At 60.6% G+C, this 26,966-nt stretch carries 19 protein-coding genes and 1 pseudogene; 7 read left to right on the forward strand and 13 right to left on the reverse strand.

The genetic code is table 11. The features are described 5' to 3' along the window. Nucleotides 1-130 precede the first annotated feature (130 nt). From RlegSU303_RS29835 to RlegSU303_RS29850, 4 genes are all read right to left on the reverse strand, one after another. Nucleotides 131-1,363, reverse strand: a complete 1,233-nt coding sequence (locus RlegSU303_RS29835; protein ID WP_425355765.1) for an alpha/beta hydrolase — start codon at nucleotides 1,361-1,363, stop codon at nucleotides 131-133. Next, nucleotides 1,364-2,344 (reverse strand): SphA family protein, encoded by a 981-nt coding sequence (locus RlegSU303_RS29840; protein WP_094230661.1) that lies wholly within the window; start codon nucleotides 2,342-2,344, stop codon nucleotides 1,364-1,366. 33 nt (nucleotides 2,345-2,377) lie between these two features. Next, a complete protein-coding gene (locus tag RlegSU303_RS29845) occupies nucleotides 2,378-4,984 on the reverse strand; it encodes an SH3 domain-containing protein (RefSeq protein WP_231283975.1) in 2,607 nt (868 codons plus the stop codon). A gap of 84 nt (nucleotides 4,985-5,068) precedes the next feature. Next, nucleotides 5,069-6,790 (reverse strand): tetratricopeptide repeat protein, encoded by a 1,722-nt coding sequence (locus RlegSU303_RS29850; RefSeq protein WP_094230659.1) that lies wholly within the window; start codon nucleotides 6,788-6,790, stop codon nucleotides 5,069-5,071. A 612-nt stretch (nucleotides 6,791-7,402) separates the two neighbouring features. On the opposite strand from RlegSU303_RS29850, the gene RlegSU303_RS29855 reads away from it, so the two are divergent. From RlegSU303_RS29855 to RlegSU303_RS29880, 6 genes are all read left to right on the forward strand, one after another. Beyond that, nucleotides 7,403-8,167, forward strand: coding sequence for a hypothetical protein (locus RlegSU303_RS29855; protein WP_205928102.1), 765 nt, complete (start codon nucleotides 7,403-7,405; stop codon nucleotides 8,165-8,167). Between the two features lie 158 nt (nucleotides 8,168-8,325). Further along, nucleotides 8,326-9,840, forward strand: coding sequence for a DUF1254 domain-containing protein (locus RlegSU303_RS29860; RefSeq protein WP_094230656.1), 1,515 nt, complete (start codon nucleotides 8,326-8,328; stop codon nucleotides 9,838-9,840). 73 nt (nucleotides 9,841-9,913) lie between these two features. Next, nucleotides 9,914-10,939 (forward strand): DUF1254 domain-containing protein, encoded by a 1,026-nt coding sequence (locus RlegSU303_RS29865; RefSeq protein WP_189587405.1) that lies wholly within the window; start codon nucleotides 9,914-9,916, stop codon nucleotides 10,937-10,939. A gap of 676 nt (nucleotides 10,940-11,615) precedes the next feature. Continuing rightward, nucleotides 11,616-11,822, forward strand: a complete 207-nt coding sequence (locus RlegSU303_RS29870; RefSeq protein ID WP_094230654.1) for a hypothetical protein — start codon at nucleotides 11,616-11,618, stop codon at nucleotides 11,820-11,822. Between the two features lie 1,166 nt (nucleotides 11,823-12,988). After that, entirely contained in the window at nucleotides 12,989-13,147 is a 159-nt protein-coding gene (locus RlegSU303_RS29875; protein ID WP_231283976.1) for a hypothetical protein, read from the forward strand. A 64-nt stretch (nucleotides 13,148-13,211) separates the two neighbouring features. Continuing rightward, nucleotides 13,212-14,311, forward strand: a protein-coding gene (locus RlegSU303_RS29880) for an IS3 family transposase (RefSeq protein ID WP_130785587.1) whose coding sequence is annotated in 2 segments (ribosomal slippage) — nucleotides 13,212-13,464 and nucleotides 13,464-14,311 — 1,101 coding nt in all. Because the reading frame shifts where the segments join, the coding sequence is not laid out codon by codon here. Nucleotides 14,312-14,414: 103 nt separating this feature from the next. Here RlegSU303_RS29880 and RlegSU303_RS29885 read toward each other — a convergent pair. Continuing rightward, the gene (locus RlegSU303_RS29885) at nucleotides 14,415-14,756 is read right to left on the reverse strand and encodes a hypothetical protein (RefSeq protein ID WP_231283977.1); all 342 of its coding nucleotides are present in this window, start codon (nucleotides 14,754-14,756) and stop codon (nucleotides 14,415-14,417) included. 9 nt (nucleotides 14,757-14,765) lie between these two features. After that, complete coding sequence (locus RlegSU303_RS29890) at nucleotides 14,766-17,867, reverse strand: DEAD/DEAH box helicase (protein WP_231283981.1); 3,102 nt, start codon at nucleotides 17,865-17,867, stop codon at nucleotides 14,766-14,768. A gap of 1,161 nt (nucleotides 17,868-19,028) precedes the next feature. On the opposite strand from RlegSU303_RS29890, the gene RlegSU303_RS29895 reads away from it, so the two are divergent. Further along, nucleotides 19,029-19,949, forward strand: a complete 921-nt coding sequence (locus RlegSU303_RS29895) for an ArdC family protein (RefSeq protein ID WP_231283986.1) — start codon at nucleotides 19,029-19,031, stop codon at nucleotides 19,947-19,949. Nucleotides 19,950-19,985: 36 nt separating this feature from the next. On the opposite strand, the gene RlegSU303_RS29900 is transcribed toward RlegSU303_RS29895, so the two are convergent. From RlegSU303_RS29900 to RlegSU303_RS29925, 7 genes and pseudogenes are all read right to left on the reverse strand, one after another. Beyond that, nucleotides 19,986-20,228, reverse strand: a complete 243-nt coding sequence (locus RlegSU303_RS29900; RefSeq protein ID WP_017957927.1) for a WGR domain-containing protein — start codon at nucleotides 20,226-20,228, stop codon at nucleotides 19,986-19,988. Nucleotides 20,229-20,743: 515 nt separating this feature from the next. Further along, nucleotides 20,744-20,871, reverse strand: a pseudogene (locus RlegSU303_RS34435) (ABC transporter ATP-binding protein); the annotation flags it as partial. Between the two features lie 364 nt (nucleotides 20,872-21,235). After that, nucleotides 21,236-22,048, reverse strand: coding sequence for an ABC transporter ATP-binding protein (locus RlegSU303_RS29905; RefSeq protein ID WP_231283988.1), 813 nt, complete (start codon nucleotides 22,046-22,048; stop codon nucleotides 21,236-21,238). Continuing rightward, complete coding sequence (locus RlegSU303_RS29910; RefSeq protein ID WP_131720451.1) at nucleotides 22,045-23,034, reverse strand: ABC transporter ATP-binding protein; 990 nt, start codon at nucleotides 23,032-23,034, stop codon at nucleotides 22,045-22,047. The genes RlegSU303_RS29905 and RlegSU303_RS29910 overlap by 4 nt, the downstream gene beginning before the upstream one ends. Nucleotide 23,035: 1 nt before the next feature. Continuing rightward, nucleotides 23,036-23,893 carry an ABC transporter permease gene (locus RlegSU303_RS29915; RefSeq protein WP_017957931.1) on the reverse strand — a complete coding sequence of 286 codons (858 nt, stop codon included), beginning with the start codon at nucleotides 23,891-23,893 and terminating at the stop codon, nucleotides 23,036-23,038. Between the two features lie 3 nt (nucleotides 23,894-23,896). After that, nucleotides 23,897-24,901 (reverse strand): ABC transporter permease, encoded by a 1,005-nt coding sequence (locus RlegSU303_RS29920; RefSeq protein WP_017957932.1) that lies wholly within the window; start codon nucleotides 24,899-24,901, stop codon nucleotides 23,897-23,899. Between the two features lie 113 nt (nucleotides 24,902-25,014). Next, nucleotides 25,015-26,919, reverse strand: coding sequence for an ABC transporter substrate-binding protein (locus RlegSU303_RS29925; protein WP_231283990.1), 1,905 nt, complete (start codon nucleotides 26,917-26,919; stop codon nucleotides 25,015-25,017). Nucleotides 26,920-26,966 lie beyond the last annotated feature (47 nt).

Genomic DNA, 26,966 nt, shown 5'->3' on the forward strand with positions numbered 1-26,966 from the left:
TCAGGCGGAGTGCGTAGTTTTCGTCAAGTTCCTATGCGCCGCGATACTGTGCTTCAGGCGCAGCAAGGGGGTAAGCTTGTAACAGTTACATTGCAGGCAGCCGGGGGTAACAATCGGTCCAGGCTGCGGTCTACTGGGTCAACGGCGTCGGTTTCCGATCGCTTTCGAGGTCCTCTCCCACCTCCCTACCGGACGGCTGCCGCGTCCTCATTGGCTGTTCGACGATGGTTAGTGGTGCTGCGACCGCAGCGCCCGCGACCGTGCCGACGGTGCGCGCCGTCCCGCCCACGACGGCGGCGACGCCTTGACCGAGCGAGACGTTGCTGTCGGTCAGCGTCTGCCCGGTCATCAGCCTCTGGCCAATGAGCTGGACGATCTCTGGGCTTTCGGCGAACTTGCCGTGGTGCAGGCTGTCTTCGGTCTTGACCTTCGTAAGATCGATGGCCGTGATGCCGGCTTTCTCCAGCCGCGAGCGAAATGGCTCCTTCGACGGATCGATTGCGCCGAGACGCGACACGTTGCCGGTGATGAAGCTCGACGCCGCGAGCGCCCGGTCGTCCTGCGAGACGAAGATTGTGAACTTCGGCTTGGGCTCGCCCATTTCGACGTACTGCTTGGCAAACACCTGGATGTCGATGTCGGGCGAGGCGAGGATGACGTTGTGTACCTTGGCATTGACGTGGCCGTCGCGGATGCCCATCTGCCGCAGCGATTCCATCGCCAGCCACGTTCCCATGGAATGGGCGAGGATGGTGATGTCCTTCACATCAGGATCGGCTGCGAGGACCCGCAGGGACTGCTCCAGCGCCGTGCGCGAATAGTTCGTGCTCTCCTTGTCGTATTCGTATCCGGTGAGCTGCGCGCGCGACGGCCAGGTGAAGAGGATCGGCGTCGCCTGCATGCCGCTGTCGTGGACGATCTGGGCGAGGCGGAAGACCGAGTCCTCGTACTTGTTGTTGAAGCCGTGGATGAAGACCAACGCATGCCCGCCTTCAATGTGCTGGCGGAACCATGCCCGGCCTTCCGGAACGGTGTCGATCTGCTTCACCCGCGTGACGGCAAAGTCCGTGGCAGGATTGGGCGGCAGCCGCCGCGGCCACTGGACGGTGCCCGGTTCGCGCTTCGATGGAATGGAGACCGCGACGTCGGTCATGAATGGCTTCGGGCTGCGCTCGCCGTTGAACAGCGTCGCGGGATCGCCCGAAGGCTGCCTGGTCGTTGCAACGAGCATGTCGACCTGCGTCGTGCTCGTTCCTGCCGCCAGCGCCACCGGTTGCATGACGCCACTCGGGTGTCCGCAGCCGGTCAGCGCCGGGAGGAAGCCCATCAAGACGGCAAGAGGTGTCAGCCGCAGGAGCTTCATCTATTGCGCCGCTATGTTGGTGGGTTTGGTAATCGACAAGGGCATCGAGATCGTCAGATAGACGGCGTCTCCCTCGGCGCGGTTTTCGGCGGCGAATTCGTGGAAATACTTGATGCGGGTCGATATTGGCAGTTCCCCCGCTTTGAACGTCCAGCCGATGGTCGCGCCGATGGCCGCCACGCGCCCCTTGAAGTCGCTTGACGCGCCGGCGCCGCTGTCGCCGCTCACCTGGTCGTAGTAGTAGCCGACGAGACCGGCGTCGAACTGCTCGTTGAAGTGCTGGACGGCGGCCCATTCGACATGGAACTCGTTGCCCGTACGGTAGTCGGTGGCGGGGTTTTCGGCATTGAACGTCATGCCGACCACCGCCGACAGGTCGAGGCCGATCGTCGGGTCAAGCCAGGTCACCCCGGCCGAGACGTCGGCGCCCCAGTGGTGGAAGGCTATGTTCGATATCTCGCCGTCCTGGTAGTCGCCGACCGGAACGTTGACCAGAAGGCTGGTCTGCCAATGGAAGTTGCCGGCCTCCCAACCCATCAGGGCGCCAAGAACCGGATCGCCGATGGTGAAGACCGGATCGGAGATCGATCCGGACGCCGTTCCACCTCGTGGTCCCGCCAACGTCACATCGGCGTCGGTGTTCTTCCAGCCGACAGGGACGGTCAGCGACAGTCCGAGGTGACCGCCCGCAACGTCTTCCGGAAGGATCCAGAGCACGGTAGGCACGTCGATGATGGCCGATCCCTCGACGCCGACCGCGAGCCGACCGCCCGAAGGAAGCGCGCTTCCACCGCCGAGATCGCCGGTGTACATGTAGATGTCGTTCGAGAAGAACACGCCGGGAGGCGGCGTGATCGCACTTGCGGGAAGCTTCGCGCCAAGCAGATAGAAGCCCGCGCCGCCCTCGGCCGCTAGTGCAAGCGAAGGAAGCAACGTCGTCGCTGCTACTAATGCCAGGCGTCTGCCAAATTCAGAGGTCATCGAAGTTCTCAATCTCCAAGATTTCTACGAGGCTCAACGTCTGCGGAAGTGTCCGCCGCCACCACCGTGGAAGCCCCCACCTCCGCCGTGGAAGGCGCCGCCGCGGGAGCCACTAAATTCACGGCCGCCGCCGCCGAACTGCCGTTCGCCGCCGAACTGGCCGATGTCGCGGCGTCCGTAGCTTCGCGACAGATCTCGCTGGTTGCCGACATGCCGAGCGACGCGGTCGACGCCGAGATTGTCGGGGGCGCGTTCCCGAGGTTGCCGCCGAGGAGCGGCGGTCTGGCGGGTCTCTACGCGGTTCTGGACACGGTCATTGGCTGCGGGATTGTTCTCCACCCGGTCCTGGATGTTCTGCGCACGCTCGGGAGCGTTCTGGCGGATGCGGTCGGCGGCTTCCGGATGCTTGGAAGCAAACTGCTCGCCGGCATTCTTCAAGCCCTCGGTCGAAGGACGATTGACCGGATCCCAGCCGTCGGGCGTGTGCTTCTGCCATTCGCCGTTCTCGCGGCGGTAGACGTTGCCATCGCGCCCGGCGTAGATGTCGCCGCCCTTGCCGCCAGCGATGAAACCGCGGTCGCCGGAGGAATTATGCCAGTGCAGACCCGCGGCATTCCCCGTGGACCCGCCGCTGATACGGGCGAACTCGCCGCCATGCTTGACGGCCGCCGTGCCCCACGAGCCGTAGACGTTCGTCCCGCCGCGCGCCGCGACGGCGTTTCCGGTCCGTGGATTGAATGCGGCGACGAAGCCACGCGAACCAGCCGGCCCGGAGATCGCGCCGCCGCGGACATAGGTTCCCGTGCGCGGATTATACGCCGCCCCGCCAGCGATGCCGCGATAGGGACCGTAGGCGTAGCCGTAGCGACCGAAGGTGCCGAAGGCAGGATTGTAGAAGGCGCCGACCCCGTAGGTGACGGGCCTGGGATAATAGGGCCAGTAACCGCCCGCCCAGCCGAAGTCCCACCAGGGCCGGTAGGCCCAGCCCGTGCCCCAGACGAGCGCATCCCAAGCAAGGTACGCCCCGAGATAGCCGGCCGTATATCCGTACCAGACGGCATCAGGCTCCGTGTCGTAGACCCTGACATAGGTGACGTTGTAGACGGGGGAAGACGCCGGGATCCTGTAGACTTCGTCCGGAACGGCTTTCGCCACTTCGAAGGGTCCGGTCGGCGTGTCGCCGACGAACCAGACCCCATCCTTCAGCACGAAATATTTTTCGCCGACCTTGATGACCTGTTCGTTCGAGTTCACCGCATAGGAGAGACTGGTGCCGTCGATTGTCTCGAACTTCGGATCGCCGCTGTAGGCGACGTCGACCTTGACGGTTCCGTCGGTCGCGACGCGGGCCATCTGAGGGATGCTCGCCTTCAGGCGCGCCTCGGCGCTTTCCGACGTTCCCGGCACCGACGCTCGGACGGCGTAGTAGGGCGCGTCCTGCGGAATGTTCTGGAAGTCGGCAGGCAGGTTCGGCGTCGCAAACGTCCAGGGCCCGTCGAGCGACGGCGCCGAGAACCAGCGGCCCGAAAGCAGCACGTACCACGTCGTGTCGAACGGGCGGTAGAAGACGTCGCTGGTCGTGTTCGAGGCCCATTCCAGGCCTGTGCCCGGCACCTTCACCAGCGCAGGCTTGCCTTCGAACACGAGGAGCTCGGCCGGCACGTCCGAATAGAAGACCCTGGGGACGCCGCTTTCGCCGAATTTCACCGCGGGCAGGGCCGCCTTCACGTCCTTCCAGGCGTCGTCGTCGGGCAGGCTGGATATCTCGGATGGCAGCGCATCGGCTTCCGTCCATTCGCCGTCGAGGCTCGTCGCCGTCAGCCAGTTCTTCTCGCTCCTGAGATAGTATGCCTTGTCGGCATCGGTCTGGAAGATGTCCCAGTTGGTGTTGACGACGAAGGAGAGGCCCTGCACGCCCTTGACTGGTGAAACCACTGCCTTCCCGTCGGTCTGCAGGAGAATGGCGGCGGTTTCACTCGTGAAGATCGGCGGCGGATCCGCCTTGAGCCCGGAGACATCGTTCAGCCGCTTGTAATCGGCGAGGCTTGCTGTGAGTCGGTCCTGCGAGACCGTGATCGGATCGGTCGGCATGATCCTGCCGACGCCGAGCGCAAGTTTCGAAAGCTGCTCCTTGTCAAGCGTCGAGAAGTATACCGCGGTCGTCTGGACGTCCGTCAGCACGATATTGTCGGTCTCGTCGTCGGCAACCGTCTTCGCCGTGACGCCGATCACGCCGTAGACCGGCTGGGCGTCCTTCGAGAGCTTGAGTTCCGCGGCGATCAGCGCGTCGAGCTTTGTAAAGTTCGGCCAGTCGATCACCTGCGGCTGGAATAGGGTAAGCGCCGCCCCATCCGCCGTGAACGTCTTCGGCCACGTCGGGGTCTCGGCTGAAGCCTGGCTGAGATAACGCCCGCTGACGAAGCCGTTTTGCCCCCCGAAATCAACCGTGCACCAAGCGCCGCTCGCATCGCATTCCTTGAGATCGATCTGGGTGCCCTCCGGAACCTTTCCGACCGCCGCAAACCCGGTGCCCGGTCCTGAACGCAGATTGACGGCCGCAGTCACGACCGCGGGATCGGCCAGCACGTTGCCTGCGAGAAAGGAGGAGGCGACTGAGAAGACAAGCAGCTTGCGCATCATGGCGGCCTTTCGACGTCATCGCCCGCGATCTGCGGACCGGTCGAAAGGAATGCCATCGGAGCCTTTCCGACAAGGATGTTACTGTTACATCGCACCGTTGCTGGCGAGTTCCGGCATCTTCAGACCGGCTTCCGAAATGCCTGCGCGCAGCGCGTTTCTGAGATTGCTGTCGTAGCGAGCTCCGGAGAACATTGCAGCGACCGTCCGGTCGAGATCAGGATGCTGCAACCGGGCTGCGGCTATCTCCTGCTCCGTCACCGGCCGGTCGCCGAGGCGAGCGATGGCGGCCAGCTTCAAAACCGACGTCGGCGCGTCCGGTGCCGGAACCTGCCGTGCGAGGAACACGGCTTGCGCGTAACGTTCCTGGCGGTATTCGTCGAGTATCATGACGAAGCTTGCATCGCGTATGGGCTGGCCGGCGATCTCCCCAGCCTGTCTGGCAAGCTGCACGCCCTCTTCCCAGTGACCCGTTAGGAAGACGACCATCGAAAGCTTGGCAAGCAGGTCGGCATTCTCAGGGTTTAGCGCGACGCCGCGGCGGCCGGCCGCTATCGAGATCTCGTTCTGTCCGAGCTGATACTGCACGCCCATTTGGGCCAGCGCCGCTCTTGGCGAGGAAGGCGAGAGGGATGCTGCCCGGTTCGCCAGTTCGAGGCCGCGGCCGAAGTAACTGTCGTCGCCGGTTGCGCGGCCGATCCAGACATAGACGCGCGCAAGCGTCGCCATCGCGTCCGCATCCGCGGGGTCCGCAGCGATCGTGGCCGCCAGGCAGGAGCGGGCGGCCTTCAGGCCGGCGTCGTCGCGTTGCTCGACTGCAAATTCGCCTCTGAGGACGCACACGTTGCCGATCGTGGACGCCGGGAGGTTGCGCCTAAGCTCGATCGCGTTGATGATGCCGGCGGGTCTTGCAAGCCTTCGGGATACTGAAAAGACCAGGTCGCGCATGGCCTCCTCGCGCATTCCGGCCGCGACAGTACGCCGCTCCTCGTCGGTCCAGACGGCCTCGCCGCTGGCGGCGTCGGAAACCTGCCACCACAGTGAGACCGAACTTTCATTCTCGGCGTAACGCATGTTGATCTCGTAGAGACTCTGCTCCATCGCATCGCTAGGCACTCTCGAACCGGAGGCACCGGATTTCAGACGGACGGTGCCGAAACGTGCGAGCGACACAGCGAGGTCTTCCATGACCGCTTCGCCGGCCGCCTTGTCGTTTTGCGAGGCGTTTATCGACAGCGCGACGAAGGGCTTCTGCGTGTCCGGAAGCGTTGGGCTGGCGGCTTCATATGCAAGGCCGCCTATAAGCGCAGCGGCGAATAGGGCTGCGCCCCCCACAATGGCGTGACGCCAATTTCTGCCCTCGGGCCGCGAAGCAGCTTGGGTCGGCTCCTCCGTCGGCAGGCCGACGTCCTGAAGTTCGCCGTCCTCCTCGAGGCAGGGCGGGTTATCGCGTTCGACGAACACGGGGACGTAGCGCCCGCGCGGGATGTCGAGGCGGGCACCCGGCTCGTCGGCAAGCTGCGCGTAGTATTTTTGAAGGGATTCCCGCAGACGGGTGGCCTCGATGCGGACGATCGGATCCGAGGAGGGATCGAATGAAGCTGGCCGTTTGAAGACGTCGATCGCTATCGAATAGGCCTTGATGGTGTCGCTCCGGCCTTCGAACCGGGCGTCGACGATGTACCGCAGGAAAGCTCGGTGGCGGTCGGATACGTGAAGCCGTGGATCGGCCAGCAGCCGCTCCGCTTCCGAACGCGCCTCCTCCTCGGAAACTGCGCATGCCCCGCTGCTCACGCCGTTCGCTGCCATTCCGCACCTCGCGCCCGTCCGTCCATAAGCAGTGGAGAATGTATGCTGGCGTATTTCCTGTTGCAACCATAAAGCGGCAAATGCGGAGAATTTAAAATCGTGATCGCGCTGTCCGTGTGCGGCATCGAGCTGCCACGTCCGATTCCAAGGCCCGACACAAGTTGCGGTACTCGTCGATCAGTTCGTCCTCGCCGTCTCTCGGGGACGTCAGGAGACGGTCAAGCGTGGCCGTCGCGTCCTCGTAGGCCTCGCATAGAGCCTCGAACGAAGCGTCGTTTGGCCAGAGAAGTTGAAGCTCGCCACGCAGAGACGGAAGTCTCAGCATCAGCTTCAGCAATCCGCGATGGGCTGCATCTCTGGGAGTGTCCATGGCGAGCAGGCGATCCTTTCGAGCAGGAGGCGTGCGAGGAGCGCGGATACGCATCGGCCATTCTCGCCTCGGTCAATCGAAAAAAGCGAGATTGTTACAGTTACATCTTGATGTCGCCGGGACGGGGCATCGCCTTGTTACTGTAACAATCTGTGCACCCGAAACCTTTCGTGCTGGATTGCCTTCACCGAAACGGGAGATCCTTCGTGCAATTGAATTTCACTCGAATCCTGGCAGTCCTGATGCTGGCGGTCGCCGCACCTGCGGTCGCGCAGGAGGCGGCGCACGACACAGTCAACGAGGCGAACAACCCATTGACCCCGAAGATCACCATCAACCTCCATGACTACTACATCCCAAGCTTCATCGACACGCCCGGAGATCCGGAGGCAAACCAGTTCCTGCTCAGGGGCCTCATTCCGTCGGACATGTTCGGACTGCCGCAGCTTTTTCGCTTTACACTCCCGATCGCGACATCCCGCGATGTTCCAAGCGGATATGTCACGGGGCTCGGTGACCTCACCCTGATGGACCTCTTCATCCTGCCGAAGCAGGGCGCCGTCACTCTCGGAATTGGGCCGTTGCTGGTCGTGCCGACTGCGACCGACGAATCCCTTGGAAGCGGCAAGTGGCAGATCGGCGCGGCCGGCGTCGTCGTCGCACCGCAAAGCTGGGGTCTGCTCGGGGGGCTCGTCACCTATCAGACTTCGTTCGCGGGCGTCGAGGACCGCGAGGACGTCAACCTGCTGACCGTCCAGCCGATCCTCAATATAAACCTGTCGGACGGCTGGTACCTGCGGTCCTCCGCGACATGGAACTTCAACCTCGAGAGCGGCAGCTCGTACATCCCGGTGGGCGCAGGCGTCGGCAAGGTCTTCCAACTCGACAAGGGCGTGACGATGAACGCCTTCGTCGAGCCCCAGTACACCGTCTGGCACGACGGAGCCGGCGCGCCGCGCTGGCAGATCTTCGCCGGTGTGAATTTCCAGTTTCCGGTCGGTCGCTGATAGTCGCCGCAGACAGGTAAGATACGCGAGCGTACGCACATCCTCGCGGGCGATGGTGTCGCGCACCGTTTAGCGCCGCCATCTCGTAGGACGATTTTCCGCCCTCGACTTAGTTCTGGGCTTCCAGTTGCAGATCAGTAGAAGATACGGAGAGACAGATGAACCGATATGCCCGAATCCAAGCAGTAGTGATGTCATCGTTGCTTTCAGCGGCGACTGCCGCAGCCAATCAGTCGGCACCGCAGTTCAAAGCCGATGTTCCAGCAAGCATCCAGACGCCGGGCACTGTCCAGACCCGAATCGGCACGCTCAATTTTGCCGACGGTCTCCCCGATCAGGCTGCAGTGCAGAAGGTATACGACAACATCGACTTTTCGAGGGGCGTCGAAGCGTTCCTATCAGGAATGCCGGCCGCTTCCGTCTATGCGATGTGCGAGGGGCTCGCTGACTCGGGCGCCGTGAAGAACAAGGGCATTGGCATCACGGAGAACCTCCTGGACGCGCGCTCGTTGTTTCTGACCGCCAACACCACCACCGTTTACGTTTTCTTCTGCGTAGATCTGTCGAACGGTCCCGTGGTTGCACAAGTCCCGCCGGGCGTTCTCGGACCGGTGGACGATGCCTTTTTCCGCTATGTCACGGACGTCGGCATCATCGGCCCCGACAAGGGCAAGGGAGGAAAGTATCTGTTCGTGCCGCCGGGGTACTCGGGCGGACTGCCCGCGGACGGCTACTTCGTCACGAAGTCTTCGACCAACACGAACCTCGTCCTCTACCGGGCCTTCGTAAAGGACGGCGACATCGCGGCAGCGGTCAAGGGCGTCAAGGATCATGCCAGAATCTACCCGTTGTCTGAGGAGACGTCCGCGCCGGAAACCACGTTCGTCAACCTCTCTGGCAAGCAGCTCAACACGATCCATGCCAACGACTTTCACTTCTACGAGGAGCTCGACAGCGTCGTTCAGAGCGAGCCCGCAGATGCATTCGATCCAGAGATCGTCGGGCTGTTCGCTTCGATCGGCATCAAGAAAGGACAGCCGTTCGCACCCGACGCCCGCATGAAGACGATCCTGACGGACGCCGTTGCGGTCGGCAACGCGACCGCCCGCTCGATGGTGTTCGCACCCCGCGAACCCCGCGCGAAGTTCTATCCCGACCGCCAGTGGAACAACGGCTTCATCGGCAACAGCTACCAGTTCCTGAACGAGGGCGAACGCATGCTCGACGCCCGTACGATGTTCCATTACGCGGCGACCGGGATCACTCCGGCGATGGCGGACGCGAAACCGGGGACCGGCTCGGCCTACGCGTTCGCCGTCAGGGACGGGGCCGGGGAATACCTCGACGGAGGTAAGACCTACAAGATCACCTTGCCGTCGCCGATACCGGCCGGGCAGTTCTGGTCGTTCACGGTGTACGACAACCAGACGCGCTCGATGTTGGAGACAGACCAGAAGCTCGCGGGCATCGACAGCAATCAGCCGGACATCAAGAAGAACGAGAACGGGTCGGTGACGATCTGGTTCTCTCCCAACGCCCCCGAAGGCCATCAGACGAACTGGGTGCAGACCATGCCCGGCAAGGGATGGAACACGATCCTGCGGCTCTACGCGCCGTTGGAACCGTGGTTCGACAAAAGCTGGAAGCCCGGAGACTTTGAAAAGGTTCAGTAGGAACGAATTTCCGACCTCGGCAACCGCGGAGATCTACCGTTCGTGCGAGGGAACCAGCGAATTGGAGAGATACATGCACACGACACCTCTTGCCATCGCCGCAGCAACCGCAATCACGGCCCTCGTCGCCTCTTCCACGGCGCCATCGGCGGCCGAGCCGGTCACCATCGACAACTTTATCCGTGCCGAGAGCGATCTGTACTTTGGCAATGTCGCCAAGGACGGGGGCTTCGGGAAGTTCTTTCATCGGCGCGAGCCGGCGACGATCGAAAACCAGACCATCATAAGACTGAACCGCGACACGCTCTATTCGGGCGCGGTTTTCGATCTCGAGGCGGGGCCGGTGACGATCACGCTGCCAGAGGCCGGAAAGCGCTTCATGTCGCTGCTGGCCATCAATGAGGACCACTATGTCACGGGCGTGTCGTATGGTGGCGCCTCGACCTTCACCAAGGAGACAGCGGGCACGCGTTACTTGGTGATCGCCATCCGAACGTTCGTCGATCCGTCCAATCCGAAGGACGTGGAACAGGTCCACGCGCTGCAGGACGCCATCAAGGTCGACCAGCCCGGCGGACCCGGCAAGTTCGAGACCCCCGACTGGGACGCCGCCAGTCAAAAGAAAGTGCGCGACGCCCTTCTAATCCTCGCTACGACCATGTCAGACTTCAACAAGTCCTTTGGGTCGAAGGAAAGTGTCGATCCCATACGTCATCTCGTCTCCAGCGCTGCGGCGTGGGGTGGGAACCCAGACAAGGACGCCACTTATCTGAACGTCACCCCTGAGAAAAACGACGGCAAGACGATCTACAAGCTCGACGTCAGGGACGTTCCCGTCGATGGATTCTGGTCGATCAGTCTCTATAATTCAAAAGGCTACTTCGAGAAAAACGCATACGGTGCTTATTCGCTGAACGATGTCACCGCGCGGAAGAACGCCGATGGTTCGATCATCGTTCAATTTGGTGGTTGCGATGGGAAAATTCCAAACTGCCTCCCGATCATGGCCGGTTGGAATTACACGGTGCGACTGTATCGGCCGCGGGAATCCATTCTGAACGGCCAATGGAGTTTTCCCGATCTCACGGCTTTGAACTGATCTCATGTAGACAGCGCTGGTGGAACACGGTCAGGGAGTTTTCGCTCCTCGATGGCTACGCCGTCCGATCGATCCAGGCTGCCGTAGAAAGTTGCGCCGCCGACCGCGGAGCGGACGTCCTCCCATCTCGGTCTTCCGGAACAGGGCGTTTAAGCCTCCGACACGCTGTTCGGGGTGAACGACGGCGGTCGCACAGCAGGACTACAGACGCGTTGAAATTCGATCCGTGCGGTCGCTGGCGATCCTGGTCCAGGATGAGGACCTGCCGACACCGAGACCTGGCTTCGCGCCCGGAAGGACGAGTAACTGCTCATTTCTTCTGGCCCAATTGGCTAGCCCCCTTCCTTTTGGAGGTTGATGATCAGACACATCGACGAAATTGCGAAGTCTAGAATGGCTTACGAGCTCATGTTGAGGTGTTTGTTCGGGACACCGTGAAGAAGCCGCGCAACGGCCGCTAACGGCCGAGTATGGGCCTGGCTAGCCGGCGCGGAGTCATCGAGCCCGCCTATTGGCCTCCTTCGGGACTGATGAACAGCCGAGCCGAGATCATGGAGGCTGTTCGCCGCCTCATCTGAAATCGGCAGCCCCATCGGAACTGTCCGAGGTATTTAGGGATTACCTTGTCCGTTGCCTGCCAGCACAAGAGGCACCGGTGCAGAGCTATGAGGACGACATGACAGAAAGCGATGCACTCCGCGAGGAGATCTATCGGCTTGCCGCGGCGGCCGAAGCCGACCCGCAAACAACGTCGAATTTGAAGTCGCTGGCCGTCCAGCTCTGGGCCAACTTCGACGAGTTCACGGTCGAGGACCTGGAGGACATCCTGAGGGACGAATGGAGGAATCGCGGCCTGCCGTTCAACGACAACGCGGAAATATAAAGATTTTCGCAGGATTGTCTTTCGCAAGCGGGCGAGGGGGCATCGCCGTCTTCGAGAATCGACGAGTTCCTGGTCCCGCTCCCGCTTTGGAAGTGGATGACGTCGTGGAGACAGATCGAGATCTGCCGATTGGCACGTCCACCATTGTGCACGCTCGAAACCACCGAAGAACTGCTCCGCAACCCGCAAGGCGGCTGCTATATGCCCGTCGATTTGGAAGCTCCGCCATTTGTTCGGAGGCGATGATTGCAGAAGGGAGTTCTTGGTCGACTGGCCGCCCGAGAACCATCGGTGCCAAGGTTTAATGCGGGGACTTCCCAAAGGGAGTTTGAAAAGGGTGCTCCGGATCAGGGGCAGACACCCTTTTCGTGCTGAGTTTTGCAGTCTCAGCGGAACGGAAATTAGCAGAGAGATTGCTGTCTACCATCGGACCGAAGTCCGACTCACTCGCAATAATTCGTCGCTGTCAGTGCCGAGGTGAGACCATCAATCAATGCGTCCCTCAATCCGTTTGCCTTTCTCACCGGCATCGTCAACGGCCACAAGCAGAGTCGAATCGTGGAACTCTTACCGTGGAATTATCCGGTGGCTGAAGGTAATGGCCTCCGATGTGACTATGGAAAAGAATGCGCTAGCGGGTGAGTTCAATCCGGGTACCACTTCGACCCCTGGATCCGCAGTCATGTCGTCGGTCGATGGCGCCAACGGAGGCGGATCGATCTCCCGACGATGACGCAGCCTCAGTATCGCCTCCCAGTCGAACTCCATCCCCTGCAGGGCCGAGTACATCGTCAGCCCGACCGCTTGCGCCACGACCGGTGCGACTGCATTCCCGACTGATCGGCTACGCTCGGAATGCCACCGACGAATTCCCAGTCGTCCCGGAAGCCCTGCAGACGGGCGCGCATCCGGTTCGTCAGGCAGGGTACAAATCCTTCCGTCCGGGCTTCCTCGTCGGTGGGGGCGGCGTTCGCGATCGGGGCATACCCACTCGCTTGATGGCCCCGTCAGCTTAGACAGCCGGCTCTTGTCCGGCGTCACGTCAATTTCATTACGGCCATAAATGGCTGCGAAATACGCAGTGAATTTCACGAAAATATTCGATGAGTTATTGACTCTTATTACATCGTCGACATCTTATTTACCCACAAAAAGCGAGAGCGACGATGAGCGAAAAAAGAGAGAAATTCGTGAAGCTTGCCGAAGGGAGGACGCGGTTGGCGCTGGAGGCGCTCAGAAAGATTGGCAACCTGTCGAACAGACGCGCCTACGAGTTCGACGAGGGCGACGTCAAGAAGATCGTGAAGGTGACGTGCCCCCAATAATTTAGGCCATTTGGAACTGGAATTTTCCACTTATGATCCCTGATGGGAAGAAGAGGAGAATTCGATGAAGGCCTCGAAGTTTTCGGAAGCGCAGATCGCATTCGTGCTGAAGCAAGCGGAAGATGGAACGCCGATCGGCGAAGTCTGCCGCAAGGCGGGAATTTCGGACGCGACGTTTTACAACTGGCGCAAAAAATACGCTGGGCTGATGCCGTCGGAGATGAAGCGGCTGCGGCAGCTCGAAGAGGAGAATGCCAAGCTGAAGCGGATTGTCGCCGACCTGTCACTGGACAAGGCCATGCTTCAGGACGTGCTGTCAAAAAAGCTCTGAGGCCTGCTCGCAAGCGCAAGCTTGTCGACACGGTCAAGGTGGACTGGAAGGTCTCGATCCGGCGTGCATGTTCCGTTTTGAAGATCGATCGGTCGCTGTATGTCTACAAGTCCAGGCGCGGCGAGCAGGCCGAGTTGAAGCTGAAGATCAGGGACATCTGCCAGACGCGAGTGCGTTACGGTTATCGTCGCGTTCATGTCCTGCTCAAGCGCGACGGGTGGCCCGTCAATCCGAAGCGAATCTATCGGCTTTACAAGGAGATGGACCTCCAGCTCCGCAACAAGGTTCCGAAGCGACGGGTCAAGGCGAAGCTTCGCGCCGATCGCACGGAACCGACCCATTCCAACCATGTCTGGGCCATGGACTTCGTTCATGACCAGTTGGCCACCGGTCGCAAGATCAGGGTGCTGACGGTAGTCGACACTTTTTCGCGCTTCTCGCCGGCAGTCGACGCTCGCTTCAGCTACAAAGGCGAAGACGTGGTTCAAACCCTTGAGAGAATATGCAGGGAAGTTGGATATCCAGCCTCCATACGAGTCGATAATGGCAGCGAATTCATCTCGCGCGACCTAGACCTCTGGGCCTACCATAAGGGCGTCGAGCTCGACTTCTCGCGGCCTGGCAAGCCGACCGACAATAGCTACATCGAGAGTTTCAATGGCAAGTTCCGGGCCGAGTGCCTGAACGCCCATTGGTTCATGAGCCTTGACGACGCGCGCTCGAAGATGGAGGATTGGCGTAAAGACTATAACGAGTTCCGGCCACATAGCGCCATCGGCAACAAGGTGCCGATTTCGCTTATGAACGGCTCATCGGCACCCCCGCCGAGCTGAGCCATAACCCCGGAAAATTCCAGCTCCCGCTGGCCCAAAATCGGGGAGCACCTCACAAAACCGCTGGAGCGAACTCAAAACTGGATAAAACTTGGGGGCAAGGTCAGTTCATCGCCGACATCGCCTTTTTGATGGCACTGTCGAGATAGCGCCGCCAGAGAAAGGCAAAAGTCACTGATCCCAGGATCGCAAGGATGCCGGTGACGAGAACGCTCTTGTAGTCTGTGTCCACTACAGCGGTCGGCGCCGGATAGCCCGACATCACTGCCAACTTGGTGACGACATAGGCGAATGCGCGGCCAAGCGTGCCGAAGACTAAGACCTGCAGCAGGAAGTCCTCGGTCTTGTGTTCGACCTTCCGTGCCGCGGTCGTCAGCTTGTAGGCGAGATAGCCCGCCACGAGGACGATCTGGATTTCGTAAGGAAGCTTGAGCAGTTCGTTCATATGGGCTCGCTACGCGACAAACTGGGGAATGCCGGGCAGCGGTGTTGGCGCTGATTTAAACTTTCGCTCTGCCGCCGCTCGGGCCGCCTTCCGGACAATTACAAGCTTCTCGTGATCGTCATCAAGAGTACGCAGAATGTCGGCGTCCTCCGCAGTCTCGATATTTGAGACAACGTCCAGTCCGGCTTCAACGAGCGCACAGTAGTCGCCGCGCGTGAGGTTCGCTCCGGCCTCTCTGGCGAGATCGACTGCAGTGCCGGGCACGCCATATGTCAGCCGCACCGTGAGCTTCTGAACACGCTCTGAAAGATCGAGGTCGGGGTGCAGGATCTCGGCCACCCTTGCGGCGATCCCTATCAAGTCCGCGGCGCGCGACGAAACACCCCGGATCGGACCCGCCGATCCGCCAAACGCGCCGCCGTGCTGGCCCATGGTCACCTCGATCTCGCTCATTGGCTGGCCGGACACGTAAAGAAGCGTGGCCATGGCCTTCTTAGCCCTGAGGGTCGCGCTGTGCTGGTCGACCGCCTCCGTATTCAGCTTGCTGATGACGTCCCAATCGATCCTTTGCTGGCCAAGCAGCGAAGGCCAGGTGTGGGGTTCCTTGTGAATGCTCTTCTTGTTGATCGGAAAGTGGACGTCATCCAGCTCGACCGTGTTCTGGACGACCGTGAGGAGCACGGGGTCGGTGATGTGCGACGGCGACAGGTTCGAAAGCGCGCCGACAAGCCGCACAATCGATCCGACCTCGGTGGTGCTTTCTCCCGCAAGACGTCCCAGGGGCGCAAGAGAATAAAGGCCGTCAGCGTCCTTCTCGAGCAGCCGGTGTCTTTCGAGACTCGTCAGCGCCCGCAACAGTTCGTCGTGCGACCAACGCCATCCGCCCTGTCGACGCGCGGCAAGAAATGCTCCGAAGCTGCTCTCGAGGAAAGACACAATGTTGTCGCTCGATACCCCTGGTGCGGCTCCGCGAGGCAGCGCGACGATAACGCGCACGATCAGAGACCGCGGATCTGTTCCGCTCGAAATGAACCGCGACGACAGGTCTTCAGGTTTTCCCACGACATATCTGCGCCAGAGGTAATCCTCGTCGCGAGGGGTGAGCGCCATCAGATAGGAGGTGCCTGCGGCGGCATAACCAAGACGACCCGCGCGACCCACCAGGTTCTTGTACTCGGCAACCGAATACGGAACCTGCCCCGGATGCTCCAAACCCGCGATGATCACGCTGTTGGCTGGCGTGTTGACACCCATCGCAAGCGTTGTGGTAGCGGAAATGACCCGCAACCCGGCTCCCTCCCGACGGAACTCCTCTTCGATGACCTGCCGCTCGGCTGGCTGAAGGTCGGCATTGTGGAAGGCAACGCCATGCTGGAGATCCGCGATCAGGTCCTTGTGTGCCTGCGACGGGTCCAGCCGCGGCATGCGTCTGACCGCCCCTTCTGCCGACGGTAGCCCAAGCTGCGCCGCCAGGTAGTTGCCGACATTGCGGGATTCACTCTTCGTCTCGCGAAAGACGATGACATGCTCTCCTGCAGCCATCAGCTTTCTGATGAGGGGAATGATCCAGTCCTGCGCGCTCTCCTTTATTCCCATCCGGACGACGACGCCCGGTTCGATTTTTTCGGTCCCGTCAGCGGGATCTATATACCGGAAGGAACCATCGTACCTCAGCACGCCTTCGCGCAATGGCACGGGTCGTTCCACGCGCCGAAGCAGCCTGCCGCCGAGCCAAGTTTCCAAGCCTCCCGTATCCCCAATCACAGCGGAGAGGGCGATGATTTGCGGTTCGATGCCTTCTCGTCTCCGCATCCGGATCAGGGTAAGGATGAACTCCAGGTTCGCGCCGCGCGATTGGTCGGCAATCATCTGGACTTCGTCAACGACGATCGTCCCGGTCTGCGCTAGAATATGAGGATAGGCCAACGCGAGCGCTGCGAACTTCTCGTAGGTCAGAAGGGCGATATCGTATTTTCCCCGGATAAGCGGGGACACATCATCGGTCTCACCGGTTGCCTCGAGAACACGGAGGCCGAACCCGCCATAGACCTTTTCGAAATAACGGCGCTTGTCGGCGACGAGAGCCTTCAGCGGAAGAAGGAAGATCGCTCGCTTCCGATCCATGACCTGCCGAAGAGCAGCCAACTCCCCGACCATGGTCTTGCCAGACGAGGTGGGGGCGGACACGAGGAGGTGTTTCCCCAGAAGGATCCCGTACTCGTTGATGGCCTCCACTTGAAGAGCATTCAACGACGGGATCGCTTGTCCCCATGCGGTGATGATCTCGGGAGGGAAGCCGTGAGCAGACAGGCTCTGGATATCCGCAGTGACGGCTGCCGGGCGAGCAGACGGGAAGGCCGCCTCGAAGCGCGCGCCATGAACGAAGACGGGCCAGCTAAGGCCGCCGTCAATCTGCCCGCGCATTGCCGGGTTCTGGCTCTTGCCGATCTGATGGGCGGCGACCTTCACTCTTGCGGTCACGTATTCCAGCATCTGGTAGACGGATAGCCTTCCTGCCTCGACGATTTCTGCCGGTCCGCGCAACGCTTCCAGGAGATAGTAGGTGAGGAGCCCATGGCCGTGGCTCGAGAACTCCCATGCCTCTTCCGACGCCGCCGATGCGGTGAAGATCAGATGTCCGTCTCCAGCCAGGTTCTGAAGTTGAACTTCAGTGGCAGCGAGGCTGCGGGGAATAGCTGGCACCTGCAGGACCTTTGCGCCGAGGCCGCCAGAAAAGCAGCAGTCCAGAAACAGAATGACGCGCCGTGCCGGAATCTTCGAGAACCATTCTTGGAGCCGGTCAAGGGGAAGGGATGTGGTCTCGATACTGTCATAGCCGGTATCGTGGACGATCAGTTCATGGGTCTCCGAACCATGGCCGGAGAAGGCAATCACCACGGTGTCGCCGGCGTCGCATTGAGAGAGTGCTTCGAGTTCGGTCTCGAACCTCGCGAGCGTCGCGTCTTGATCGGTTAGTAGGACGGTCTGGCCACCGAGGGTGTCGCCGAATATTGCTTCGAGCGCGGTTGCGTCGCGAGCAGCGCACGACAAGTCACGGATTTCGGTTGACTGGTAGCGGTCGATACCGACAAACAAACCCCTGAAACCCATCGAATTCACCCTTTGTTCTTAAGGCAATTTTCCGGACGCCAGTGGCGCCCGGAAAGATCATTCGCTGTGGGGAGCGGCTGAGAACTCTCAGAAAGCTTCACACCCTACTTTCGCTCTTAGTGCCTGGGGCGGAGAGCCTTGGATTTCAAGGAAGCCCGCCCTAGGACGATGTTTGGTTGGGGTGACACTGTGCCGCCTGGTATGTTATTTTCCGTCGTGTCGGAGGCGATTTCACTGGATTATCCAGAGTAATAGCCTCCCGGAGCGTTTCTCGCGTGGACGCGACAACAGACCCTAGTCTCCGCCTATCGCGACCACCCGCTGGTAGCGCCGCAGGTGCCATACTTCTAGCAAGTGCCCTTGCGGACCATCGAAATGCTTTCGCATTCCGGCGCACCGATTCGTTCCTCAGCGACAGCATAGCCTCCGATCGAGGGAAAATCACTCAGTTGCCTAGGATGCCACAACCTGCGCACAGGAAATATGAGCGGGGCATCGCATACCCTTGGTGCCACACCAACCATGATCTCGTTTGACATTGCACAACTTGTGACCTTTGGGATCGAAATCAACCTCTTTAAGGCAGTTGGCAGGCCGACCGCTGCGATTGACGGTGCTAGTGTTCCACCACGTCCTCAGCGCGGGTCGTTGATCTGGCTACGCCGTTCTTTTCCCACAGACAATGATGGATCTGTTTGGAAACCCATACTTTCGCGCTTAGCGGCTTCGTTCTTAGTAAGGCACCAGGCTCAGACATGGATCGAAACGAGGAACGAACATTTCTGCCTCGATTGCCGTGGACCTCAAACTCATCATTTGAGCAAGACCTAAACGCCTCGCGCGATGACATCGCCAATATTGCCCCCTCGCTGACTGGCGCGGCTGGGCGATTGGGCCTTCTTCGCTGCAGTTCATGGCCATCTAAGCGACCTGATGCTACTCGCTGGGTTTGCCATATCTGCCTCCGTCTAAACCTCCCCCTTTGATTGCGGCCATCGCGTCCTGCCCCGGCTTTGGTCTTGCCAGGCTCGCGCCGCCGGCAACGGCTTTGCCGTCCTCCACTGCGTTGCGGCCCTGCGGGTGCAGGCAACGCTTGCAGCCCGGCTTTCGGACCGCCGTAGCAGGTCGCGATGGCCGCGACCTCGAAACGGAGGTTCAGACATGAACAGGCAACAATCCAATCAACGATCCGATATCTACAGCCGCATCACCGCCAGGATCATCGCCGATCTCGAACAGGGTGTGCGGCCATGGACCAAACCCTGGACGACGGGACATGCGGCAAGTGAGGTCAGCCGGCCACTGCGCCACAACGGCCAACCCTACACCGGGATCAACGTCCTGCTCCTCTGGTCCGAAGCCATCGCCCGTGGCTTTGCCTCATCGAGGTGGATGACGTTTCGCCAGGCAATCGAACTCGGCGGCGCCGTCCGCAAGGGCGAAACCGGCACAACCGTTGTCTTCGCCAGTTCGTTCGTCCGCTCCCAGACGACCGAGACAGGCACCGAGATTGAACAGGACATTCCGTTCCTCAAAGCCTACACGGTGTTCAACACCGATCAGATCGCCGGTCTTAATGGCCACTTTGACGACATCGCACCTGTCCAGGATCCCCTGAGCCGCATTGGCGATGCCGGCCGCTTCTTTGCCAATACCGGCGCGCTGATCCGCCACGGAGGAACGGCTGCCTATTATGCCGCTCACCGGGATTACATCCAGATGCCCTGCCTGGATGCCTTCAGGGACGATGCTTCCTATGTCGCCGTCCTCAGCCACGAGATGACGCACTGGACCGCCGCACCGCGTCGGTTGGATCGCGATCTCAGCCGCTACGCAAAGGACAGAAGCGAACGCGCTCGGGAAGAGCTCATTGCCGAACTCGGCAGCTCGTTTCTCTGCGCCGATCTCGGCATCGTCCCCGAGCTCGAACCGCGCCCGGACCACGCACGCTATATCGATAGCTGGCTGAAGGTTCTGGGCAACGACAAGCGCGCCATCTTCTCGGCAGCAGCACATGCGCAGCGCGCCGTCGACTACCTGCATTCCTTGCAGCCGGAACTCGAAGAGGAGGAGGCGGCGTGAGCCGCCTCCTCTTTGGCTGGCCATGAGAGACGCACCTTACCGCGGCCGATAGCCTCGCGAGCGCTTCTTGCGCAATAGGATAAGCAGGAGATCAACCGCTTTTAATTCGGTATCGAAGACATGGATCTTCTGCTGCCCGCGGCTGCCGATCCGTCCCCAACTGCGGACGAGCGAGGTCTCGCCGAATAGGTTTGCCTCGATCGACAGCGCATAAAAGCGTGCCATGTTTTTGTCGGGCTCTCTGCGTTCGATGTAGAGGTGATAGGGCTGAAGTGTCATGCCGGGAGGATCGCAAAGAGCAGGCGGCGGCGTCCAACGACATTTGTGAATCAGTCACGGCTGATCGATTCATCTGGGTGATGTGAATTGTCAGGCTCGTCTCTCCTGCCTGGCAAACGATCCGGCAAATTCCGGGTCACATAACAGCGCAACTTTGTCGCAATAATCGGCCGCTGGCCGGCGATGAGAAGCAGCTCGCCGTCGGCATGGATGTTCCCGTGGGCCGTCGCTCGCCGCGCCGAGGCAAAGGATATCGTCGGTGCGATCGAAAGGCGCTTCGGTCCGCGCCTGTGGATCTCGCGGAGAAACTGAGCGAGCCGGGCTTCGTCAGGCTGGTGACGTCGAGCGTATCCAACAGGTCGTCCGTCTTGCCGACCGTATTCATCGTGCAGAACCCACCCAGCAGATGGGGTTGCAGCGATCATTGAAGTGCGGCAAGACCTTGGGGCTTGGGATGTAGAAGTCTGGCTCGGCCCACAAGCGTGTCTTCGAAGTGGTCTGCAGAACCCGCTGGACTTCTTCATAAAACCCTTGCGCTCTGATTTGTATGGATGGCGACGGTCCTGCCGCTGAATTGAAGCTCGCCTTCCGTTTGTGCGCACTGGCCGCGGATCATTGCCGCGATCGTCGATTTTGCCGAACCGCATTTTTCCGACGATCGAGAGGCGTGGGCATGAACTTTAAATTGGCCGCGTTTAGACTTTAAATTAGACGGAATGTGAACTGAGAATGGTGGGAGGAAAACCGATCCTACGGACGTTGAGCACCATGCTGTGCGCTGGTCCGGTTCGGCGGAGGTGGGCAGCGGTTCGGCTCCAATCAAGGCGGCCCGTTCCTCAGCCACTCTTCAAATTTCCACCGCTGGACAACATGGTTGCTAACGAGCGGCGCTGGCTTTCCGGTCGCTGTCCGTCGGTTAACTTGAGTGAACGAGCCGCGTTTCTCTCGTCGTCCAGACCGCGCCAAGTGAAGGACGCAGTTTGATTGCTGCAGCTTCCCCGCAGCACTTACGTCGCCGCACTAAAGTCCGCCGCCAGGACCGCATCCTTCAGTGCCCGCGAGTACTCATGCTGCGGATCATCCAACACGGCCCGCGCCTGTCCGCGCTCGACGATCTCGCCTTTGCGCATGATGATGATGTTGTCGCTGATGTAATAGGCGGTGGCGAGGTCGTGGGTGATGTAGACGATCGAAAGGCCGAGCTCGTTTTTCAAGCGGGCAAAGAGATTGACGATCGCCATGCGCAACGATGCGTCGACCATGGAGACCGGTTCATCGGCCACCAACAGGCGAGGTTGCGGGATGAGCGCGCGGGCGATGGCGACGCGCTGGAGCTGGCCGCCCGACAATTCATGGGGAAACCGGCCTTTCACCTCTTCAAGGGTCAGGCCGACATGGACGAGGGCTGCATCCGCCATCTTCTCCGCCTGCTGCTTGTCCGGCCGGTTTCCCGAGAACGAAAAATTGCGGGCCGTCTCGAAGAGATAACGATCGACACGTTTCAGCGGATTGAAGGCTTCGAAGGGGTTCTGCAGAACCGGCTGGACCTCTTTCATGAAAGCCTTGCGTTCGGCTCTGCTATGGATGGCGACGGTCCTGCCGCTGAATTGCAGCTCGCCTTCCGTTGGTTCGGTCTGACCGAGGATCATCGCCGCGATCGTTGATTTCCCCGAGCCGGATTCTCCAACGATCGAAAGGATCTCCGGCTCCGCTCCCAGTTCGAAGCTGACGTCCTTGACCGCCGTGATCAGGCGCCGGCCGAGCATGCCGCCCTGGCGGTAGACTTTCGTGACATGCGAGAGGCTAAGAAGAGCGCTCAAACCTGATCTCCCGTAACGGCAAAACACGCCACGCGCCGCTGCGGCTCCACGGTGACAAGCGGCGGAACTTTCTGCGAGCAGATCTCCATGCGCTTCGGACAGCGCGGGTGAAACCGGCAGCCCTCCGGGGGCATGGCGAGGTTCGGCGGACGACCCTCCAGCGAAGGGCGGGCCGTCGCGTCGCCGATGCGCGGCAGGCTGCCGACCAGGTGCTGCGTATAGGGGTGGAGCGGCATGTTGAAGAGCTTGGGGGTCGGCGCTTCCTCGACAAGACGCCCGGCATAGACGATGCCGATGCGGTCGGAGACCGTTGCGTGAACCCCCATGTCATGGGTGACGAACAGGAAGGACGAGCCCATCTCGCGCTGGATTTCGCGGATCATCGAGAGCACGTCGCGCTGAACGATCACGTCGAGCGCGGTCGTCGGTTCGTCGGCGATGATGAATTCGGGCGTCAGGATGGTGGCCAGCGCGATGGTCATGCGCTGGCGCATGCCGCCTGACAGTTCGTGGGGATAGGCGTCGAGCAGGTGCGGATCGAGCTTCAGCCGCTGCAGATGGGTGGCGACTCTTTCCAAAAAGACCGGGCCGCTGACCTTCATGTGGCGAAAGGCGAAATCGGTGAAGGAATGCCGGATCCGGCGCACCGGATTGAGCACATTCATCGAGCCCTGCATAATATAGGAGAGATGCTTCCAGCGCAGCGCCAGCCGATCTTCCGGCTTCATCGCGTAGATATCCTGGGTGCCGCCGTCGAAATGAAATGTCACTTTTCCCGACACGACCCGCAGCGGCGGCCGGATCGCGCCGGCGATGGTCTTGATCAAGGTCGTCTTGCCGCTGCTCGATTCACCGGCAACGCCATAGACCTCGCCGCGGGCGATGGTTAGGCTGATATCGTCGACGGCGCGCACCTCGCGATCGACGCCGAAGAGAAAGGCACGGTAATAGGCTTTCAGATTCTCAATTTCGACCAAAGGATCCATTCTAACTTCCCATCCGGTTCAGCCGGCTGCGCGGATCATTGTATTCGTTCATCGACATGGACAGCAGGAAGAGCGCCAGGAAGAGGACGACGATGACGGCGACGGGGGCGGCCACCCACCACCAGATGCCTGATATCAGCGCCGAATGGGCATTGGCCCAATAGATCATCATGCCCATGGTCGGCGTCTCGATATCGGTGAAGCCGAGCACCGACAGGGTGATTTCCATGCCGATCGACCAGATCATGTTGTTCATGGTGGTGGCAAAGACGATCGGCAGAACATAGGGCAGATGCTCCTCGACGAGGATCTTGCGCATGCTCATGCCGGAATAGACGCTCTGGGTGGTGAAGGATCTGGTCTTCAGGCTGATTGCCACCGATCGGATGAGGCGTGCGTCATAGGACCAGCCGAGCAAGGCCATGATGAAGATCAGCGCCGTCCAGGTCATGCTGTCCTTCAGCACGAAATAGAAGAGGATCAGCAGCGGAAATTGCGGGATGACCATGACGCTGTCGTTGATGGCCATCAGCACCCGGTCGACCGCGCCGCCGGCATAACCGGCGACGAGGCCGACGACCAGCGAGATGATGCGTGAGATGAAGGCGACGCCGATACCGAAAAACAGGGTGTTTCTGAGCGCGGTCGTCAGCTGCCAGAAAACGTCCTGGCCGCGCGACGTCGTGCCGAGCCAATACTCGCCGTCCGGCGGCATATCGGGCGGCAGAAGATAGATGTCGGTCGCGCTGTAAGGCGAGAAGTAAGACACCACTATCAATCCAACGATGACGGCAAAGAGCAGCAGGCCGCTGAGGAATTCCATATTCTGGCGCGCGAGGTCGCGGACAATCGTAAACATGCTCTATTCCACCTTGATGCGCGGATCGATCAGCGGGCTCAGAATGTCGATGATGAACACCGCGGCGGCGACGCCGACGATCGACAATGCGCTGAGGCCGAGCACCAGGCTGTAATCGCCGGCATGCACCGCTTGGATCAGCAGATTGCCGATGCCCGGATAGCCGAAGACGATTTCGGTGATGACCGTGCCGTTGAAGATCGCGCCGAGCGACATGGCAAGCCCGGTGAACTGCGGCACCATGGCATTGCGGGCGATATAGGAGCGCAGGATCTTCCGCTTCGGAACGCCGCCAAGCTCGGCGAAGACGACGTAATCCTCGGTGATGATGTTGGAAACGAGCGCGCGCATGCCGATCAGCCAGCTGCCGGCGCCGACCAGGATCAGCGACAAGGCCGGCAGGATCGAGTGTTTCAGGATATCGAAGACGAGGGCAAAGGAGAGGTCCAGATTGGCGTTCATCTCGTAGCCGCCATTGATTGGCAGCACCGGCCAGAGATAGCCGAACACAATCAGCAGCACGAATGCCAGAATGTAATAGGGAATGGGAAGCAGGGCGATGAAGACAAGGCTGACGGCCTTCAGCACCATGTCCTTGCGGTAATAGCCGGCGAGTGCACCGATCGCATTGCCGAGCACGAAGGTAATCAGCGTCGACACCGTCATCAGACCGATGGTCCAGGGCAGGGACCGCAGGATGATGGTGGAAACGGGTGTGGGAAAGGCCGAGAGCGAGGGACCGAGATCACCGGTCGCAAGCCGCAGCCAGAAATTCAGGTACTGCTGCCAGATCGAGCCCTCCATGCCGTAAAGCTCGCGAAGCGACTGGCGCATCAGCTCGATCGCGTTGGGATCGGACTGCCCCATCTGGGTGATGGCGCCTATGCTCTCTTCGACCGGATCGATCGGGGTCAGGTGGGTGACGAAGAATGTGATGGTCACGCCAAGGAATACGACAAGCAGAAACTGACCGAACCGCTTCAGCACAAAGATCAGATAGGACGTCATAGGGCGGTGGTTCCTCTCTGGTTCCCTTCATCAAGTGGAAAGGATCGACGGACATGCCACATGCCCGTCGATTAGGGGGCCGGCGCGCAACACTCGCGCCGGCGTTGGGAGGATTATTTCGGTTGTGCCGGCTTCAGCTTGACCATCATCAGCCTGGAGTTGGCCCAATTCGGCACCGGATCGGTATAGGGATCGGCGATCGTCGGATAGCCGGTCCAATAGGTCGTATCCATCGAGGTAAAGACGTTATACGACATCAACGGGATCGTCGGCATTTCGCGGGCGACCAGCTTCAGATAATCCTTGCCGAGCTCGACGCCCTTGGGATCGTCGGCGCTGATGCCGCGAATGCTTTCGATGATCTTGTCGAGCTCCGGATTGCTCCAGCGCTGCCAGTTGCGCGGCGGCTGGTTGTCACCCTTCTTGGCCACGAACTGCGAATGCCAGCTGTCGAGGAAGAAGGAGAGATCGGGGTCGCCGCCCCAGGTTTCGACGCTCCAGGCGATCGCCACCTGGAAATCGCCGGGCTGTAGCGCCGTCTGCCAAAGTTTCGCGGCCGGCACGGCTTTGGCGTCGATGCCGAAGGCCGCCCATTGCTGTGCGATCAGGGTTCCGGCGCGGGTGAAGACCGAGCGCGTGTCGCCTTCCACCGTCATCCGGATCTTGAAGGGCTGTCCATCAGGGGTCAGCCATTTGCCGCCGGATTTCTTGAAGCCTGCCTTCTCCAGCAGTTCGCCGGCAGCCTTCGGATCCGGTTTCCACCAGCCATAGCCGAAGGCACCGCTGATTGCCTCAGGATCGCTCGGGATCTGGTCCTTGAACTTCGGCTGCTTACGCAGGATATCGGCGATCTGTTGCCCGACCGTCGGGTCATAAGGCTTGATCTTGCTCTTGCCGGTATCGATCTCGAAATTCTTCAGCCAATCCTGCATCGGCGCCTGATAGTCTTTCATCGTGGCCGCCGTCGGCGGCACGCCGAGCGCCGAAAGCGTCGCCGCCCCGCGGTAGCTCGCCATATCCACGGCCTTGATGTCGATCAGCAGGGCAAGCGCCCAGCGTACATCGGCATTGTCGAAGGGCGGATTCTGGGTGTTGAAGATCACGGCCGGAAGCGTCGGGTCCGGATGGGCGAAGGGGAAGCCCGGGAACCAGGTTTCGACCGTCTTGGATTTTTCCTTGAGGGTGAACATGCCCTCCGGCGTGTTGTCGTGAATGATATCGAGATTGTGCTCGAGCTGAGCGATCGTCCGCTTATCCGGCGGGCCGGGATCGGTGTAGGTCACGTATTTCGGGGCCGGCTCGCCGAAGCGGGCAAGCGAGGTCCGCTGCCAGTCGTCACGCTTCTCCCAGGTATACCACTTGCCCTGGGGGTCGTAGGACTTGAGCTTATAGGCGCCGAGCGAGATAGGATTGGCGAAATCATAACGAAGCGGATCTTCGACTTTCTCGAAGACATGCTTGGGCATGATCCAGGCGCCGTTCCAGCGAACGGTGAAGATGGCGTGGAAGCGCGAATTGGGCTTCTTCAGCTTGAACACCACAGTCGAGGGGTCGGTCGCCTCGACGCTTGCCACCTGCACCGAGAAGGCAGCACTCCAGACCATGCCGGGATGATCCATCTGCGTCTTGACGGTATAGACCACGTCGTCTGCCGTGAACTCCACGCCGTCGCTCCAGAAGAGCCCCTTGCGCAGTTTCACGGTCATCTCGGTGAAGTCGGCATTATATTGCGGCTTGTCGGCAGCCAGCGAATTATCCCAGGTCGCGCCGCCAAGTCCTTGTTCGGGGTCGATATACCAGAGCGTATCCATGGTCAGCTGCTGCAGGCCGGTCGATACACCGCCGCCGCCATTGACCCAGATGTTGAACCAGCCGGGATTTTTAATCGTCCCTTCCGGATTTTCGACGATGAGCGTCTCCTTGCGCGGCAAGGAGGTGTATTCTTGGGCTCCGGCCACTGCGGTCAGGCCGAACGTGGCCAGCACGAAGCCGAATGCAAACCTCTTCCACTTTTGCATGAACTCCTCCCTTGAAGCGATCATGCCACGGCCGTAAAGGCACGCAT

Source organism: Rhizobium sp. SU303 (assembly GCF_021052345.1).
Classification (GTDB): Bacteria; Pseudomonadota; Alphaproteobacteria; order Rhizobiales; family Rhizobiaceae; genus Rhizobium; species Rhizobium laguerreae.

Coding starts and splice junctions, on each gene's coding strand:
- RlegSU303_RS29895 (WP_231283986.1), top strand. CDS start 19,029: ATGAACAGGCAACAATCCAATCAACGATCCGATATCTACAGCCGCATC.
- RlegSU303_RS29920 (WP_017957932.1), bottom strand. CDS start 24,901: ATGACGTCCTATCTGATCTTTGTGCTGAAGCGGTTCGGTCAGTTTCTG.
- RlegSU303_RS29890 (WP_231283981.1), bottom strand. CDS start 17,867: ATGGGTTTCAGGGGTTTGTTTGTCGGTATCGACCGCTACCAGTCAACC.
- RlegSU303_RS29915 (WP_017957931.1), bottom strand. CDS start 23,893: ATGTTTACGATTGTCCGCGACCTCGCGCGCCAGAATATGGAATTCCTC.
- RlegSU303_RS29845 (WP_231283975.1), bottom strand. CDS start 4,984: ATGATGCGCAAGCTGCTTGTCTTCTCAGTCGCCTCCTCCTTTCTCGCA.
- RlegSU303_RS29910 (WP_131720451.1), bottom strand. CDS start 23,034: ATGGATCCTTTGGTCGAAATTGAGAATCTGAAAGCCTATTACCGTGCC.
- RlegSU303_RS29865 (WP_189587405.1), top strand. CDS start 9,914: ATGCACACGACACCTCTTGCCATCGCCGCAGCAACCGCAATCACGGCC.
- RlegSU303_RS29840 (WP_094230661.1), bottom strand. CDS start 2,344: ATGACCTCTGAATTTGGCAGACGCCTGGCATTAGTAGCAGCGACGACG.
- RlegSU303_RS29835 (WP_425355765.1), bottom strand. CDS start 1,363: ATGAAGCTCCTGCGGCTGACACCTCTTGCCGTCTTGATGGGCTTCCTC.
- RlegSU303_RS29850 (WP_094230659.1), bottom strand. CDS start 6,790: ATGGCAGCGAACGGCGTGAGCAGCGGGGCATGCGCAGTTTCCGAGGAG.
- RlegSU303_RS29885 (WP_231283977.1), bottom strand. CDS start 14,756: ATGAACGAACTGCTCAAGCTTCCTTACGAAATCCAGATCGTCCTCGTG.
- RlegSU303_RS29900 (WP_017957927.1), bottom strand. CDS start 20,228: ATGACACTTCAGCCCTATCACCTCTACATCGAACGCAGAGAGCCCGAC.
- RlegSU303_RS29860 (WP_094230656.1), top strand. CDS start 8,326: ATGAACCGATATGCCCGAATCCAAGCAGTAGTGATGTCATCGTTGCTT.
- RlegSU303_RS29870 (WP_094230654.1), top strand. CDS start 11,616: ATGACAGAAAGCGATGCACTCCGCGAGGAGATCTATCGGCTTGCCGCG.
- RlegSU303_RS29855 (WP_205928102.1), top strand. CDS start 7,403: ATGCTGGCGGTCGCCGCACCTGCGGTCGCGCAGGAGGCGGCGCACGAC.
- RlegSU303_RS29875 (WP_231283976.1), top strand. CDS start 12,989: ATGAGCGAAAAAAGAGAGAAATTCGTGAAGCTTGCCGAAGGGAGGACG.
- RlegSU303_RS29925 (WP_231283990.1), bottom strand. CDS start 26,919: ATGCAAAAGTGGAAGAGGTTTGCATTCGGCTTCGTGCTGGCCACGTTC.